Annotated in this window: 7 protein-coding genes; 5 read left to right on the top strand and 2 right to left on the bottom strand. The window is 73.7% G+C overall.

What is annotated here, in order from left to right; all coding sequences use genetic code 11:
• Positions 1-16: 16 nt before the first annotated feature.
• The 5 genes from ACN27G_RS06455 to ACN27G_RS06435 all read left to right on the top strand — a co-directional run bounded on the left by ACN27G_RS06455 (position 17) and on the right by ACN27G_RS06435 (position 11500).
• Positions 17-1729 carry a carbamoyltransferase N-terminal domain-containing protein gene (locus tag ACN27G_RS06455; protein WP_421491852.1) on the top strand — a complete coding sequence of 571 codons (1713 nt, stop codon included), beginning with the start codon at positions 17-19 and terminating at the stop codon, positions 1727-1729.
• Positions 1726-5637, top strand: a complete 3912-nt coding sequence (locus ACN27G_RS06450) for an AMP-binding protein (RefSeq protein WP_421491851.1) — start codon at positions 1726-1728, stop codon at positions 5635-5637. Before ACN27G_RS06455 ends, ACN27G_RS06450 begins: the two co-directional genes overlap by 4 nt.
• A 65-nt stretch (positions 5638-5702) precedes the next feature.
• Positions 5703-9002, top strand: a complete 3300-nt coding sequence (locus ACN27G_RS06445; RefSeq protein WP_421491850.1) for a non-ribosomal peptide synthetase — start codon at positions 5703-5705, stop codon at positions 9000-9002.
• Positions 9003-9036: 34 nt separating this feature from the next.
• A complete protein-coding gene (locus ACN27G_RS06440; RefSeq protein ID WP_421491849.1) occupies positions 9037-10338 on the top strand; it encodes an MFS transporter in 1302 nt (433 codons plus the stop codon).
• Positions 10325-11500: a cytochrome P450 gene (locus tag ACN27G_RS06435; protein WP_421491848.1), complete on the top strand. Its 1176-nt coding sequence runs from the start codon at positions 10325-10327 to the stop codon at positions 11498-11500. Before ACN27G_RS06440 ends, ACN27G_RS06435 begins: the two co-directional genes overlap by 14 nt.
• On the opposite strand, the gene ACN27G_RS06430 is transcribed toward ACN27G_RS06435, so the two are convergent.
• Both ACN27G_RS06430 and ACN27G_RS06425 read right to left on the bottom strand, forming a co-directional pair.
• On the bottom strand, positions 11451-15443 hold the full coding sequence (locus tag ACN27G_RS06430; RefSeq protein WP_421491847.1) for a non-ribosomal peptide synthetase: 3993 nt from the start codon (positions 15441-15443) through the stop codon (positions 11451-11453). The genes ACN27G_RS06435 and ACN27G_RS06430 overlap by 50 nt on opposite strands.
• Positions 15433-15663 (bottom strand): MbtH family protein, encoded by a 231-nt coding sequence (locus tag ACN27G_RS06425; RefSeq protein ID WP_421491846.1) that lies wholly within the window; start codon positions 15661-15663, stop codon positions 15433-15435. Before ACN27G_RS06425 ends, ACN27G_RS06430 begins: the two co-directional genes overlap by 11 nt.
• Positions 15664-15805: the final 142 nt, after the last annotated feature.

Genomic DNA, 15805 nt, shown 5'->3' with positions numbered 1-15805 from the left:
CAGGAGGTAGCAGGACATGATCACCTGTGGGCTCAAACTCACCCACGACGGCGGGGTCGCCGTGTTCGACGGATCCCGGCTGCTGTTCAGCGTCGAGGTCGAGAAGCTGTCGAACAATCCCCGGCACGCCGAGGGCGACCGGCTCGACGTGGTCGAGGAGATCCTCGCCGCCGAGGGCATGGACCCCGCCGACGTGGACGTCTTCGTCGTGGACGGGTGGCACGCGGCGGGGGCCGAGCCGGTGGCCCGGCTCTCCGTCCGCAACCGCGACCGCGCCGTCGCGTTGAGTGTCGCGCCCTACCACGAGACGCCGACCAGGGACGGCGCACTCACGCCGTATCACGGCGACGGGCTGCCGCTGGGCGGGCGCGACCGTTCCTACGTCAGCTACCACCACGCCACCGGCCACGTATTCGCGGCCTACAGCACCAGCCCGTTCGCCGCCCGGGGCGAGCCCGCACACGTGCTGTCCTGGGACGGGGGCATGCTGCCGCTGCTGTACGAGGTGCGGCCGGAGCCGTTCGCGGTCCGCAGCCTCGGTCCGCTGCTCCCGTTGTACGGCAACGCCTTCACGGAGTTCGCCGGGCACTTCGCGCCGTACCGGGCCGAGTTCACGGCCGAGCAGGTGGCGTTCGGCCGCACCCGGCCCTCGGGCGTCGCCGGCAAGGCGATGGCGTACGCCGGCCTGGGCCGCGCCGACGCCGTCGCCGAACTCGGGACGTTGCTGGACGAGGCGGACGTCATCTCCATCGAGACCGGCGCGGCGCTCGGCCGGGACGTGCAGCGGCAGCGTGACCTGCTCTTTCCCGGCCGCACGGACGCCGATCTCATCGCGTCGTTCCAGGAATACCTGGGCCGGCAGCTGGTGGGCGCCTTCCGCCGCGTCCTGGGTGGCCGCGCCACGGCCGGGAAGGTCAACCTGTGCCTCTCCGGCGGCTGCGCGTTGAACATCAAGTGGAACAGCGCGCTGCGCTCCAGCGGACTCTTCGCCGAGGTCTGGGTGCCACCCTTCCCCAACGACGCCGGGTCGGCCCTTGGCACGGCGTGCGCACACCTGGCCGGGGCGCGGGGCGAGGTGTCGGTCGCCTGGGACCCGTACCAGGGCCCGCATCTGGTGCCTCCGGAGCTGCCGCCCGGTTGGCAACGGGAGCGGTGCGATCCGGCGGGCGTGGCCCGGCTGCTGCACGAACAGGGCCAGCCGGTGGTGGTCCTGGACGGCCGGGCCGAGCTCGGGCCGCGCGCGCTGGGAAACCGGAGCATCCTGGCTCCGGCCGACGACCCGAAGATGAAGGACCGGCTCAACGAGATGAAGGGACGCGAGTCGTACCGGCCGGTGGCGCCGATCTGCCTGGAGGCGTTCGCGCCGCAGGTCTTCGATCCCGGCACCCCCGACCCCTACATGCTCTTCGACCACGCGGTACGGGACGAGTGGCGGGACCGGATCCCGGCGGCCGTGCATCTGGACGGCACCGCCCGGCTCCAGACCGTCAACCCCGGGCAGCATCCGGTGCTGGCCGAGATCCTGGCCAGTTACGCCGAGCGCACCGGGGTGCCGGTGCTCTGCAACACCAGCGCCAACCACCAGGGCCGGGGCTTCTTCCCCGACGCCTCGTCGGCGATGCGGTGGGGCGCCGCGGAGTACGTGTGGTCGCAGTCGTGGCTCTACACCGCGCCCGGCGCAGCCAAGCTGACCGGCGCACCCAAGCTGGACGGAGGGACAGCGTCGTGACCATCCACGAGCGCTTCAGGGCACAGGCCACACGGTCGCCGGCGTCGACGGCGATGGTGCACGGCGAGCGGATCGTCGACTACCAGACCCTGGACGCCGCGTCCGACGCGGTGGCGGTGACCCTGGCCCGGGCCGGAGTCACCGCGGGCGCGTACGTGCCGCTGGTGATGCCCCGCTCGCCGGAGCTGGCCGCGACCCTGCTGGGTATTCTCAAGATCGGCGCCTGCTACGCCGCGCTCGACCCGGCGTGGCCGCGGGCGCGCATCGCGGCGCTGGCGGACCGGCTCGGCGCACCGCTGCTCCTGCCGCTCGGCGCCACCGCACCCCCCGGCACACCGAGCCGCCATCTTCCCGACGGTGACGTGGCCCTCTGGGCCAAGCGGGGCGTCCACCCGGACCGGCCGGTCGTCGACGCCAGCAGCCCGGCCACGGTCTTCTTCACCTCCGGCAGCACGGGGGTGCCGAAGGCGGTCGTCTCACCGCACCGGGCCACCGTGGACCTGCTGGCCGGGTGCCGGTTCGCGGTGCTCGACGAGCGGACCACGATGCCGCTGGCCGCGCCGGTGCCGTGGGACGCGTTCAGCCTCGAGCTCTGGGGCCCGCTGCTCTCCGGCGGCACCTCGGTCGTGGTGGACGAGCCGTACCTGGATGCCGCCAGCCTCCGGCGGGTCGTCGGTTCCGCCGGCGTCAACACCGCGTGGCTCGGGGCGGCCCTGTTCCACGTGCTGGTGGAGGAGGACCTCGACGCCTTCGCCGGGCTACGCCAGGTGATGATCGGCGGCGAGCGGGTCTCGCCCGGTCACGCCGCCCGGTTCCTCGGCCGATATCCCGACGTCCGGCTGGTCAACGGGTACGGGCCGGTGGAGTGCACCATCTTCGCGACCACCCACCGGATCACCGGGGCGGACTGCGCCGATCCGGCCGGTGTCCCGATCGGCAGGCCGGTGGCCGAAACCGGCGTCCACGTGCTGGCGCCCGACGGGCATCCGTGCCAGCCGGGAGAGCGCGGCGAGATCCACCTCGAGGGCCCGCGGCTGGCCCTCGACTATCTGTCCGAGCTGGACGGTCCGGCCGAGGTGGACGGCGACTCGCGGTTCGTCGAGCGCGAGCTGGCCGGCCGGACCCGGCGGCTGTACCGGACCGGCGATCTCGGGCACTGGTCGCGGTCGGGTCTGCTCTACTACGACGGCCGGGCCGACCGGCAGGTCAAGATCCGTGGGCAGCGGGTGGCGCCGGAGGAGGTCGAGCGCGCGCTCGCGCGGCTGGGCGGAGTCGGCCGCTGCGCCGTGGTCTCCCCGCGCGACGAGACCGGCCGGCACGTCGGCCTCGTGGCCTACTACACCACCGACGGCGCGGAGGTGGACGGCGGCACCCTGCGGGCCGCGCTCGCCGCCGAACTGCCCGGCCACCTCCGGCCGGACCGGCTGGTGCCGCGCGACGCGCTGCCGATGCAGCCGAACGGCAAGCTGGACCTGCGGGCCCTGGAGCAGGAGGCCGGCCGGCTGCTGCGCCGGCCTGCCCCGGAGGCCGGCCCGCTCACCTCCGGCGGCGACGTCTTCGCCGCGGTCCGGCATGCCTACGCCGCGGTGCTCGCGCTGCCGGAGATCCCGGACGATGTCCCGTTCTTCCAGTTGGGCGGGACCTCGCTGGACGCCGGCCGGGTCTGCGTCCGGCTGGGCCAGCACCTCGGCGTCGAGGTTCCGGTCTCCCAGCTCATGCGCCGGCCCGCCGCGCGCGATCTCGCGGCGTGGCTCGCCGCGGTGGCGGCCGGGCCCACGGTGCCGGCAACCACGGCCGGCCCTCCGGCGCAGCGGGTCCCGCTGCTGCCGATCCAGGTCGAGTTCCTGCTGGCCAACGAGATGTCCGCGGACACCGCCGCCAACTGCCCGTTCGGCTGGTGGGTCGAGGGGCCGTTGGACGAGGCCGCACTGGTCCTGGCGGTACGCGACGTGCACGCCCGGCACGAGTCGTTGCGGGCCCGATACCTGCTCGACGATCCACCGGTCGCGGTGGTCGAGCCCGGCAGCGGGCGGGACCCGCTGCGGGTGCTGCCGCCGACCGCCACCGAGGAGGAGGCGACGCCGGTCGTCCTGACCGAGCTGGAGCGTCCGCTGGATCTCGCCGCCGGCGAGGTGTGGCGCGTGGTGCTGGTGCACTGCACGTCGACGGCCCGGACGCTGCTCGGCATGGTGGTGCATCACATCGCCTGGGACGGCAGCGCCGAGTTGGTTCTCGTCGACGACCTGTCCCGGTGCTACGCGGCCCGGTCGGCCGGGCGGGAGCCGGACTTCCCCGCGCCGGCACCGTCGCTGGCCGAGATGTACCGGGCCTACCGGCAGCCGTTGGGTCATGCCGGACTGGACGAGCAGCGCGCCTTCTGGCGGGCGGAACTCGCCGGCCTGGCGCCGCTGGCCTTCGGTGACCGCCCCGATCCCGGGGCCGGCGCGTCGGACGCGATGGACGTGTGGATCACCCCGGACGATGTCGCGTCGTGCGACTCGCAGGCCGCGGCGGCCGGCACCACGCGGTTCGCCGCGCTGTTCAACGCGTTCGCCGAAGGTGTCGCGACGGTCACCGGGGCCCGCGACGTCGGGATCGGGGTACCGGTCACCAAACGCCGTGACCAGGCCGGCAGCGGCGGGGTGAACTGCCTCATCGACATCGTCTGCGTCCGGGCCCGGCCGGTGCCCTACGACGAACCGGTGGCCGCGCTGCGTGCCGCGGGCGAGCGGATGCGCGCGGCGCTGGGCGCGCAGGACATCGCCTTCGGCGACGTCGTGCGCACCGTCAATCCGGTACGCACCGAACGTCCCCCGCTGTATCAGGCGATGTTCACCCTGGAACCGAAGAACGATCCCGGACTGGAGTTGACCGGCTGCACCGCCCGGTTCTTCCGGCTGGATCCACCGATCGCGATGACCGAGCTGGGCAACGCGCTGTGGCCGCAGACCGACGGTGGTTATCGCGCCCACCTCGTCTTCCGCCCCGACCGGGTGACCCGGCAGACGGTGGCCGACATCGGCGACGCCATGCTCGCGGCCATCCGGCGCGGGGGCCGGCCCGCCGCCAGCATCCCGGACGGCGCCGGCCTCACCGGCTGGCGCGGGCCGGCCGACTACTTCCGCTTCGTCGAGCGCACCTCGTTCGACCCGGCCGACGTGCTGCGGGTGCTCCGCGGCGAGCTGGCGGGGGTGGTGTTCCGCCGGGCGTACCCGGCGGAGGCGGTGGCCCGGATCCTCGACCGGTTCCGCACCCATCCGGCCGCCGTGCGACGTGACGACGACGCGGTCGCCACCTACCTCGGTGCGTACCACTACCACAAGACCACCGCCGACTACCTGGCCGAGGCAGCCGCCACCCGGGCAGTGGTGGACGAGGTCCTGTGGTTCGACGGCAGTCCCTGGCGGGCCTTCCGCGAGGAACTCGCCGCCCACCTCGCCGGCTCCGGCGTGACGCTGCGCGGCGCCGAACACGACGGCGGCCGGGCATGCCTGGGTGTCGCCCGGTCCTGGGAGGGTCGCGGCGACTTCGCACTCGTGCCGCACGAGGACGGTGCCCAGTGCGCGCACCCGGCGCAGGCCGGCTTCGAGGTGCAACTGGTCCCCGACCGTCAGGTGTGCGCGGTCAACCTGTGCCTGGCGAACGAGGGCGGCGGCCGGCTGGTCCTCTGGAACGTCAAGCCGGACGGGCCGGGCCGGCAGCGGTTCCACACGCACCTGGACGGCGGCCCCTATCCGGCCTCGGCGCTGGCGTCGATCCCGAGCGTCACCCTCGACGTCACCCCCGGCGACCTCTACGTGTTCAACGGCGGGCACGTGCACGCGGTGACCCCGAGCCGGGGACCACGGGCCACCGCCTCCATGCTGCTCGGCTTCCGCGACGACGACACCGCCGTCACCTGGACGTAGGCGCCGGCCGGCTCCGGCCGGCCGGCTCGGATCAGCGGCACACCCCCGGAAAGGCAGGGTTGGAGATGCGATCGGTGGTCGAGGCGGATTCCGACGAGGTTCCGCTCTCCTTCGCGCAGCAGCGGCTGTGGCTGCTCGACCAGCTCGCCCCGCAGGTCGGCTCCTACGCGATGGTCGTCTCCTACCGGCTGGCCGGGCCTGTCGACCACCGGGCGCTGGGCGGCGCGCTGTCGGAGATCGTCAGCCGGCACGACGTCCTGCGGACGACCTTCCACGTCCGGGACGGGCGCCCCGGGCAGACCGTCGCGCCGCCGGAACCGGTGCCGGTCACCCTGGTGAGCTACCCGGGCGAGCCCGGCACGGATCCAGGCGGGCCCGGCGGGGACCCGGACGAGCGCGGCACGGACCCGGCGCGGGCGTGGTCGTCGCGGTGGGCGGCCGAGTTCGGCAGCCAGCCGTACGACCTGTCGCGGGGGCCGCTGCTGCGGGTCGGGCTGGCCCGGCTCACCGACCATGAGCACCTGCTGGTGATCGGCGTGCATCACATCGCCGCGGACGGCTGGTCGTTCCAGGTACTGCTGGACGAGTTGGTGGCGCTCTACCCGGCGGTCCGGCGCGGTGAGCCCAGCCCGCTGCCGCCGCTGCCCCTGCAGTACGGCGACGTCGCCCGGCAGCAGCGGGAGCGGTTGGCGGGTCCGGTCCGGGACCGTCTGGTCGAGTTCTGGCGGGACACGCTCGACGGCGCACCACCCCTGCTCGACCTGCCCACCGACCGGCCGCGACCCTCCACCGCGTCGTACCGCGGCCGGAGCCACCGGCTGCGGGTCGCTCCGGAACTGGCCGAACGGCTGCGGTCGCTGGCCCGCCGGGAACGGGCCACCCTGTTCATGGTGCTGCTGGCGGCGTACCAGCTCACCCTGGCCCGCAGCACCGGTCAGGACGACGTCGTCGTCGGCGTGCCCTTCGCGGGTCGATCCCGCCAGCACGAATCGCTGGTCGGGCTCTTCGTCAACGTGCTCCCGCTGCGCGGCGACTGCGGTGGTGATCCGCGCTTCACCGACCTGGTGGCGCGGTCCCGGAAGGCGATCCGGGACGCCTACAGCAACGAGGGGATGCCGTTCGAGCAGGTGGTGGAGGAGCTCAGCCCGCCGCGCGACATCGGTCACCACCCGATCTTTCAGGCGACCGTCCAGCTCCTGCCCGAGCAACGCCGGTGGGACTACGACCTGGGGGACGGCCTGCTGCTGACCCCGGTGTTCACCGACGAGACCCAGTGGACCCGCTTCGACCTCGAGCTGCACCTGCTCGAAACCGCGGACGGTGGCATCGACGGTGACCTCGTCTACGCCACCGACCTGTTCGAGGAGGCCACGGTACGGCGACTGGCGGACCGTTACACCGCGCTGCTCGCCGCCGTCGCCGACCGGCCGCAGGCCCATCTCGGCGAGTTGCCGGCGCTGCCGGAGGCCGAGTGGCGCACGGTGATCGTGGACAACAACGACAACCAGGCCGGCTATCCGGATCGCTGCCTCCACGAACTCGTCGCCGACCGGGTGCGGGACGCTCCGCACGCGGTCGCGGTCGTGCACGGGGACACGTCGCTGAGCTACGCCGAGCTGGACCGCCGGGCGAACCGCCTGGCCCGATACCTGCGCCGGCAGGGCGCCCGGCCGGGCAGCGTCGTGGGCGTCTGCCTCGAGCCCGGTGCCGAGCTGGTGGTGGCGCTGCTGGCCGTGTTGAAGGCCGGTGCCGCCTACCTGCCGCTCGACGCCGCGGACCCGGTGGCCCGGGCCCGGCTGCTGCTCACCGACGCCGCCGCCCGGACGGTGCTCACCAGTGCCGCACTCGCCGGCAGGTTCGGCGACGCGTTTGCCCACCCCGTCCGCCTGGACCGGGACGCGTCGCACTGGCTCGGCCTCCCGTCGACGCCGCCGCGATATCCGTGCCGCGCCCAGGATCTCGCGTACGTCATCTACACCTCCGGCTCGACCGGGACCCCGAAAGGGGTCATGGTGGAGCACCGGCAGGCGGTCGCGCTGTTGTCCGGCACCGACTACGCGCACTTCTCGGCAGGGATGCGGATCGCCCAGACCGCGCCGGTGTCGTTCGACGCCGCCACGTTCGAGCTGTGGGGGCCGTTGCTGCACGGCGGCTCCTACGTCCTGCTCGACGCCGGGGCGCCCGATCCCGAGACCGTGCACCGCACCGTCACCCGGTGCGGCGCCACCCACCTCTGGCTCACCACGGCGCTGTTCAATCTCTTCGTCGACGAGAGGCCCGCCGTCTTCGGCCACGTCCAGCAGGTCGTCACGGGTGGCGAGGTCGCGTCGGTGGCCCATTTCCGCCGGGTTCGCGAGCTCTGGCCGGAGCTGCGGGTCAGTCACGCGTACGGTCCCACCGAATGCACCACGTTCGCGAGCATGTTCGACGTGCCGGTCGAGATACCGGACGGGTGGCGCACCATCCCGATCGGCGGGCCGATCGCCAACACCCGCCTCTACGTCCTGGACCGGTTCGGCGGCCCGGTGCCCGTCGGCGCGCCGGGCGAGCTCCACATCGGGGGTGCCGGGGTGGCCCGGGGCTACCTCAACCGCCCCGGGCTGACCGCCGCACGGTTCGTTCCCGACCCGTTCGGCGCGCCCGGTGCCCGGATGTACCGCACCGGCGACCATGTGCGCCGGCGGGCCGACGGCAGTCTCGAATTCGTCGGGCGGCTCGACGGCCAGGTGAAGCTGCGCGGCTTCCGGCTGGAGTACGGCGAGGTGGAGGCCACGCTCCGGAGTCACGAGGCGGTGGTGGACGCGGTCGCCGTGGTCCGGGAGGACCGGCCGGGCGACCGGCGGCTCGTGGCGTACGTGGTGCCGGCGGTGTCACCGCTGCCGGTCGCCGCGATCCTCGACCACCTGCGGGCCCGGCTACCCGACTACATGGTCCCCGGTGTGCTGGTGCCGCTGGCGGCGAAGCCGCTGACCCGCAACGGCAAGCTCGACCGGGCCGCCCTGCCGGCACCACCGGCCAGTGCCGGCCAGCCCGCTCCGTCCGCCACGGCGGCTCCGGTCGCCACAGCGGACCCGGCCGCCGCACCGGGCACGGTAGCCGCACCGGGCACCGTCGCGGGCGTACCAGAGGACGACCTGCCGGCGGACGACCTGTCCCGGCGGGTGGCCCGGGTCTGGGCCGAGGCGCTCGGGGTGGAGTCGGTCGGACCGCACGACAACTTCTTCGCACTCGGTGGGCACAGCCTGCTCGCCATGCGGGTCGTCGCGCAACTCAACGACGGCGGTGTCGAGCTGAGCTTCGACATGCTGCTGCGTCACCAGACGGTCAGCGAGCTGGTCGCCGCGGTGACGCGGCGGGACGGCTGACCGGAACCGGCCGGAGGAGGAGGTGCAGGCGGCGATGGGATCGGCGAACCACGGCCTGGCGGCGTTGCGGGAGCCGAACTTCCGGCGGCTCTTCCTCGCCCAGACGGCGTCCGCGCTCGGCAACGCGCTCGTCCCCGTGGCGATCGCCTTCGCGGTCCTGGACCTGACCGGCTCACCCACCGCGCTCGGCATCGTGCTGGGCACCCGGGCGGCGGCCCAACTGCTGTTCATCCTCGCCGGTGGCGTCATCGCGGACCGGTTCCCGCGCCGGGCCGTGATGATCGGTGCGGACGCGGTGCGGTGCCTCACCGGGGCCACCGTCGCGGTGCTGCTGCTGGTCGCGCACCCGTCGCTGTGGACCCTGGTGGTCCTGTTCGGGATGGACGGGATAGCCGCGGCGGTCTTCACACCCGCGGCGGCGGGCATGACGCCGGCCGTGGTCAGCCGGCCACACCTGCAGCAGGCCAACATGCTCCAGGCGATGGCCCTGTCGGCGGCGGGGATCGCCGGCCCGGCCATCGCCGGCACGCTCGTGGTCACGGCGGGGCCGGGCTGGGCCATCCTGGCGACCGCGGCGTCGCTCGCCGCCGGCCTGGTGCTACTCGCCCGGATCCGGGTCGCCCGCCCGCCACGGCCGGCCGATCCGCACTTCCTGCACGAGCTGCGACAGGGCTGGGACGAACTGCGCGGCCGTACCTGGTTCTGGGCGGTCGTCCTGTCGTCCACCGCCGTCAACGGCCTGATCGGGATATACATGGTGCTCGGCCCGCAGGCGAGCCGTCTCTTCTACGGTGGCGCCACGGTCTGGGCGGCGGCCGTCACCGCCGGAGGCATCGGTGCGGCGCTCGGCGGGTTCATCACGATGCGCCTCCGCCGGCGGCATCCGCTGCGCACCGCGGTACCGCTGGCGGCGCTGTACGGGTTGCTACCCGTCGCCTTCGCCGCGGGCGCGCCCCCGGCGGTGATCATGGTGGTCTCGGTGCTCGGCAGTGTGGGCGCCCTGACCTTCGGTGGTGTCTTCCAGACGCTGGTCCAGCAGCACATCCCGGAGCACCTGCTGTCCCGGGTCTCCGCCTACGAGTGGCTCGGTGGCCTGCTGGTCTATCCGGTCGGGCTGGCCCTTGCCGGCACCCTGGCCGGGCTCGCCGGCGTCCGGACCACGTTGCTGTGGGTCGGCGGCGTCCAGGTGGCGGTCGTGCTGGTCCTGTTGCTGGTCAGAGACGTCCGGAACATCCGCGACGTGACGGTCGACCGGGTCGAGGTCGCCGCCGGACGCGGCGGGGCCGGGGCTGCCGCCCCGGCGGTTGTTGGGGAGGGACGGCATGGATCTGGGTGACCCGCAGCTGTACGCGTCGCGGGACCGGTACGCGATGTGGCACGACCACGCCACCGAGGACCGGATCGTCTGGAGCCCGCCGGGCAGCTCTCCGTCCGGGTTCTGGTCGGTGTTCTCGCATCAGGCATGTACCGCGGTTCTCGGCCCGCAGGCACCGTTCACCTCCCGCTACGGCATGCTCATCGGCTTCGACGCCGACCACCCGGACCGGGCCGGCGGGGAGATGATCGTCGCCGCCGACGGTGCCCGGCACCTCCGGCTCCGCGAGATCCTCGGGCGCTTCCTGTCCCGGTCGGCCGTTGCCGCGCTGGAACCGTTCGTGCGCAAGGAGGTCGACCACCTGCTGGCCGAGATGCGTGCGGTGGGAGTGGTCGACGTCGCGCGACACATCGGCCCGCTGCTCCCCGCCGCCGTCGTCTGCGAGGTGCTGGGCGTTCCGGCGGGCGACCGCGACCATGTCATGCGGTTGACCGACACCGCGTTCGCCAGCCCCGGCAGCGAGTCCACCGCCGCCGCCTCCGTGGAGGCACACACGGAGATCTTCGGCTACTTCGGTGACCAGCTGGCACTGCGGGACCGCTCCCCCGGAGACGACCTGATCAGCGCCCTGCTGGCCGAGGACGACCTGACCCGGGACGAGGTGCTGGTCAACTGCTACAACCTGCTCATCGGCGGCAACCAGACCGCGCGCCACGTCATCGCGGGCTGCTTCGACGCGGCGAGCCGGACGCCAGGGCTGCTGGACCGGATCCGGGAGGACCCGACCCTGGTGCAGACGGCCGCCGAGGAGGCCATCCGCTGGGTGTCGCCGGGCATGCACGTGCTGCGGGTGGCCACCGCGGACCTGACGCTGTGCGGGCAGGCCATCGCCGCCGGGGATCCGGTGGTCGCCTGGCTGGCGGCGGCGAACCGCGACCCGGGGGTCTTCGCGCAGCCGGAGACCTTCCGGCCGGATCGCAGCCCCAACCGCCACCTGGGCTTCGGACACGGGCCCCACGTCTGTCTGGGCGCCCGCCTGGCCCGGCTCGAGATCGCCGTCGTGCTCCGGATCCTGGCCGAACGGGCCGGCGCGGTACACCTTGCCGGCGATCCGCTACCGACCCGCTCCAATCTCATCCAGGGTTACCAGAGCCTGCCGGTCGAGGTCCGCTGGTCGGAGTGAGAGGTCCGCTGGTCGGAGTGAGCAGCCGGCGCAGCCGCGCCGCGAGCTCGTCGGCGTGCTCATCCGCCAGCATGCTGTGATGGTCGCCGGGGACGTCCCCGGCGAGGAGCTCCCCGGCCGACCAGCGGCGCCAGCCGAGATCCGGACCCGAGCCGTCGTCCGGGCCGTCCGCGGCACGCAGCACGGCCAGCCGGCCGTGACACGCTCCCGCCGGCCGGTAGGCGAGCAACGCGTCCAGGTGCGCCCGGAAGACCGCGTCCAGCCGTTCCGCCGGAACGTCGGCGGTGCTCCGGTCGCCGTACCTGGGCGGCAGGACGGGCGGAGGCTCGGCGGTCCGCTCGGCCAGGAAGGGGGCGGCCCGGCTGTCCAGCAGGACCACCCGCGCCTCCGTGGCCGTGCGCTGCCGCAGCTGCAGCGCCATCTCGAAGGCGACCACTCCGCCGAAGGACCAGCCGCCCAGCACCACCGGCCCGGCGCCGTCATCGGCACCGCCGGGCGGGGCATCGCCGAGCGCCTTGACATACCGGGCGGCCATCTCCTCGATGCTGCGGTCCGGCCGCGTACCGGAGTCGAGCCCGTCGGGCACGATGCCCGACACCGTGAAGGCGTCGCCGAGCGCCCGGGCCAGCGGCGCGTAGCAGTCGAGCCCGCCGCCGGCCGGGTGGACCAGGACCAGCCGTGGCCGCCCGGGCGTCTCGGCCCCGAACGGGACGAGCGTCGACCTCCCGTCCACCGCAGGCACAGCCAGCCTCGCGGCCAGTTCGCGGATGGTCGGTGCCTGGAAGACGTCCGCCACCCGGACCGGCACCGCGAGGGCCTCCTCGGCCAGCAACGCCAGCCGCAGGGCCGTGATCGAATGCCCGCCGAGGTCGAAGAAGTCGTCGTCGGGGCCGACCTCGCCGGTGCCGAGCACGGTGCTGAACAACCGGTGCAACGTCCGCCGCCGGGGGTCGCCGCCCGGCCGCGGTGCGGCCGAGGCCGGCGGTGGCGGCGGAGGCAGGGCGGCGCGGTCCAGCTTCCCGTTGCGGGTCAGCGGCAGCGCGGCCAGCGGGACGTAGGCCCCGGGCAGCATGTGGGTGGGCACCGACCGGGCGAGGTACGCCCGCAGGCCCGCCGGCAGACCGCCACCGTCGACCGGCACCACGTAGGCCACCAGCCGTTGCTCGCCGGACGAACCGCCCCGGACCGCCACCGCGCAGGCCGCGACCTCGGGGTGCGAGCCCAGGGCCGACTCGATCTCGCCCGGCTCGATCCGGTAGCCCCGGATGCTGACCTGATCGTCCAGCCGGCCCAGATACTCCAGCCCGCCGTCGCCGGTGCGGCGCACCCGGTCGCCGCTGCGGTACATCCGGGCGCCGGGGTGCCCGAACGGATCGGGCAGGAACCGCTGCGCGGTGAGCACCGGCCGGCCCAGGTAGCCGCGGGCCACACCGGCGCCGCCGACGTACAACTCGCCGGGCACGCCTTCGGCGACCGGCGCCAGTTCGTCGTCCAGCACATGGAGCGCGACGTCGCCCAGCGGCCCGCCGATGGGGCTGCCGGCGCGCTCGCCAGCATCCGTTGGCAGGACCGGACGGTACGTGGTGTGCACGGTCGTCTCGGTGATCCCGTACATGTTGACCAGGCGCGGTCCGCCGGTGCCGACGACGGCGAACCAGCCGGCCACGTCGGCGGCGGTCAGCGCCTCGCCGCCCAGGATCACGACCCGCAACGCGAGGGCCTCCCGGGCCGCCGGCTCGCGCGCGAGTACGGCGGTCAGCCCGCGCAGCGCGGAGGGTGTCTGGCACAGCACGGTGACCTTCTCGGCGACGAGCAACGCCAGCAGGTCGTGCGGGGAACGCGCGGCCTGTTCGGGCACCACGACCAGCCGGCCACCGTGGACGAGCGCGCCCCACATCTCCCAGACGGAGAAGTCGAACGCGGTGGAGTGCACCGTGGTCCAGACGTCGTCGGCGTCGAAGCCGAACAGCGGCTCGGTGACCGGGAACAACCGCGACAGCTGGGCGTGCTCGACCATCACCCCCTTGGGGCGGCCGGTCGACCCCGACGTGAAGATGACGTATGCGAGGTGGTCGGGACGGATGCGGACCGCCGGGCCGGTGGCGGGCATGACGTCGAGTCGGGCGGCCTCGGCCGGGTCGTCCAGGACCAGCAGGTGGGCGTCGTGCCGCGGCGCCCGGTCGAGCAGGCTCGCCTGGGTGAGCAGCACCCGTGGACCGACCTCGGCGAGGATCATCTCCAGCCGCGCCCGGGGCAGCCCGGGGTCGAGCGGCAGGTATCCCCCACCGGCCTTCAGCACCGCCAGGGCCGCGATCACCACCTCCGCCCCGCGTTCCAACCAGATGGCCACGGGCTCCTCGGCACCGACACCAAGCGCGCGCAGGCGGTGCGCCAACCGGTTGGCCCGGACGTCCACCTCGGCGTACGACCATCGCCGGCCCCCGGCGCTGATCGCCGTGCCGGCCGGCGCGGTGGCGGCCCACCGCGCGATGCCGGCCGGCACGAGCGTCGCGGTCGGCAGGAGCGTGGCGGCCGGCGCGGTGGTGGTCGTCGGCGCGGTGACGGCCGACGGACGGCCGGCACCGGTCGCCTGGTCACGCTCGCCGGGCAGCAGGAGGGACAGCCGGCTCACCGGCAGGTCGGGCCCGGCCATCGCCGACTCCAGCACGCCGTGCAACTGCCGCAGCAGCCGGGTCGCCGTTGCCGGGTCGTACAGGTCGGCGCTGTATTCGAGGGCGAGCCGCAGGCCGCCGTCCGCGTCGCTGCCGACCCCGAGAATCAGGTCGGCCTTGGCGCTGCGGGACTCGATGTCGATCGGCTCGATCCGTAGGCCGGGAATGGCGAGGTGTCCCAGCCGGTCCCCGAAGCCGGTCTGCATTGCGAAGATCGCCTGGAAGAGCGGGGCGTGCGCGGGCGCCGACCCTCGCGGCAGGACCTGGGCGAGGTGTTCGAGGGGCGCGTGCAGGTGTGCGTAGGCGTCAAGCGTGGCCGCCCGCACCCGCCGTACGAGCTGCCGGAAGGTCGGCCGGCCGGAGAGGTCGATCCGCATCGGCAGGGTGCTGACGAAGAAGCCGATCAACGGTTGCCACTCGGCGCGGGTCCGGGTCGCGATGGGGCAGCCGATGCAGAGGTCCTGCTGTCCGGTGTAGCGGGCGAGCAGGACGGCGTACGCCGAGAGCAGCACCATGAACGGAGTGGCGTTCTCGGTCTCCCGGCCGAACGTGGCTATCGAGTCGAGGAGCGTGCCGGGCAGAGACCCCTCGCGGCTGCCTCCCACGGCGCTGGTCACCGGGCGGCGCGGCCGGTCGGTCGGCATGTCGAGCAGCCGCGGCGCGTCGGCGAGCAGGTCGGTCCAGTACCCGAGGTCCGCGGCCTCCTGCGGCGACCCGGCGCGGGCGCGTTGCCAGGCCACGTAGTCCCGGTACTGCGCCTGGAGCGGGGGCAGGGCCGCCGCCTCGTCGTCGTAGAACGCACCCAGCTCGGTCAGGAAGATTCCCGTCGACCATCCGTCGAAGACGAGGTGGTGGAACGTCACGACGAGGACGTGTTCCTCCGCTCCCAGCCGGAGCAGGCGGGCCCGCAGCAGCGGTCCGGAGTAGAGATCGAAGGTTCGGCCGAGTTCCTCGTCGATGATCCGGCTGACGGTCGCCGTTTGGGTGGGTTCGGTCAGCTCGGCGAGATCGGTGAGCGGAAGGTCCACCCGCGGCCGCGCCTCGATCACCTGGTACGGCACGCCGTCCTCTTCGACGAAGTGCGTACGCAGCGCCTCGTGCCGTGCGATGACCTGGTGGAGCGCGCGGTGCAGCGCAGCCCGGTCGAGGCGTCCGGATATCCGCCACGCGTACGGGATGTGATACCAGAGCCGTTCCGGAAGCAGCCGCTCCAGGAACCAGATCTGGTGCTGTATTCCCGATACGGGTTGCAGCTCCCGGTCAGCCGTCATGGTGCCGGTCGGTCGCCGCCGCCTGCAGGTGCTCCCGGAGCGATCGGGGACGCATGTCGGTCCACACCCGCTCGATGTGGTCGAGGCACTCCCCTTTGGCCCCGCTGACGCCGACACTCCACCAGCCCGCGGGCACGTCCCTGCCGTCAGGCCAGATCGAGTACTGCTCCTCGTCGTTGACCACGACGAGATAGCTGCGGTTGTCGTCATCGTCTGCCATCTGGGTCCCCTCTCGCTCGATCTCCCGGCACGCGCTGGACGTCCGGTAACGATCGTGCCCGCCGGCCCCGCGGTTGGCGGGTATGCGTTGGTGCGCCGGTTGGTGCGCACCACCGGATTCCATGCCACCGGGCGGGTAGCCT

This window comes from Plantactinospora sp. WMMB334 (genome assembly GCF_049179095.1).
Classification (GTDB): Bacteria; Actinomycetota; Actinomycetes; order Mycobacteriales; family Micromonosporaceae; genus Plantactinospora.
This window is presented reverse-complemented; position numbering and strand designations above follow the sequence as displayed.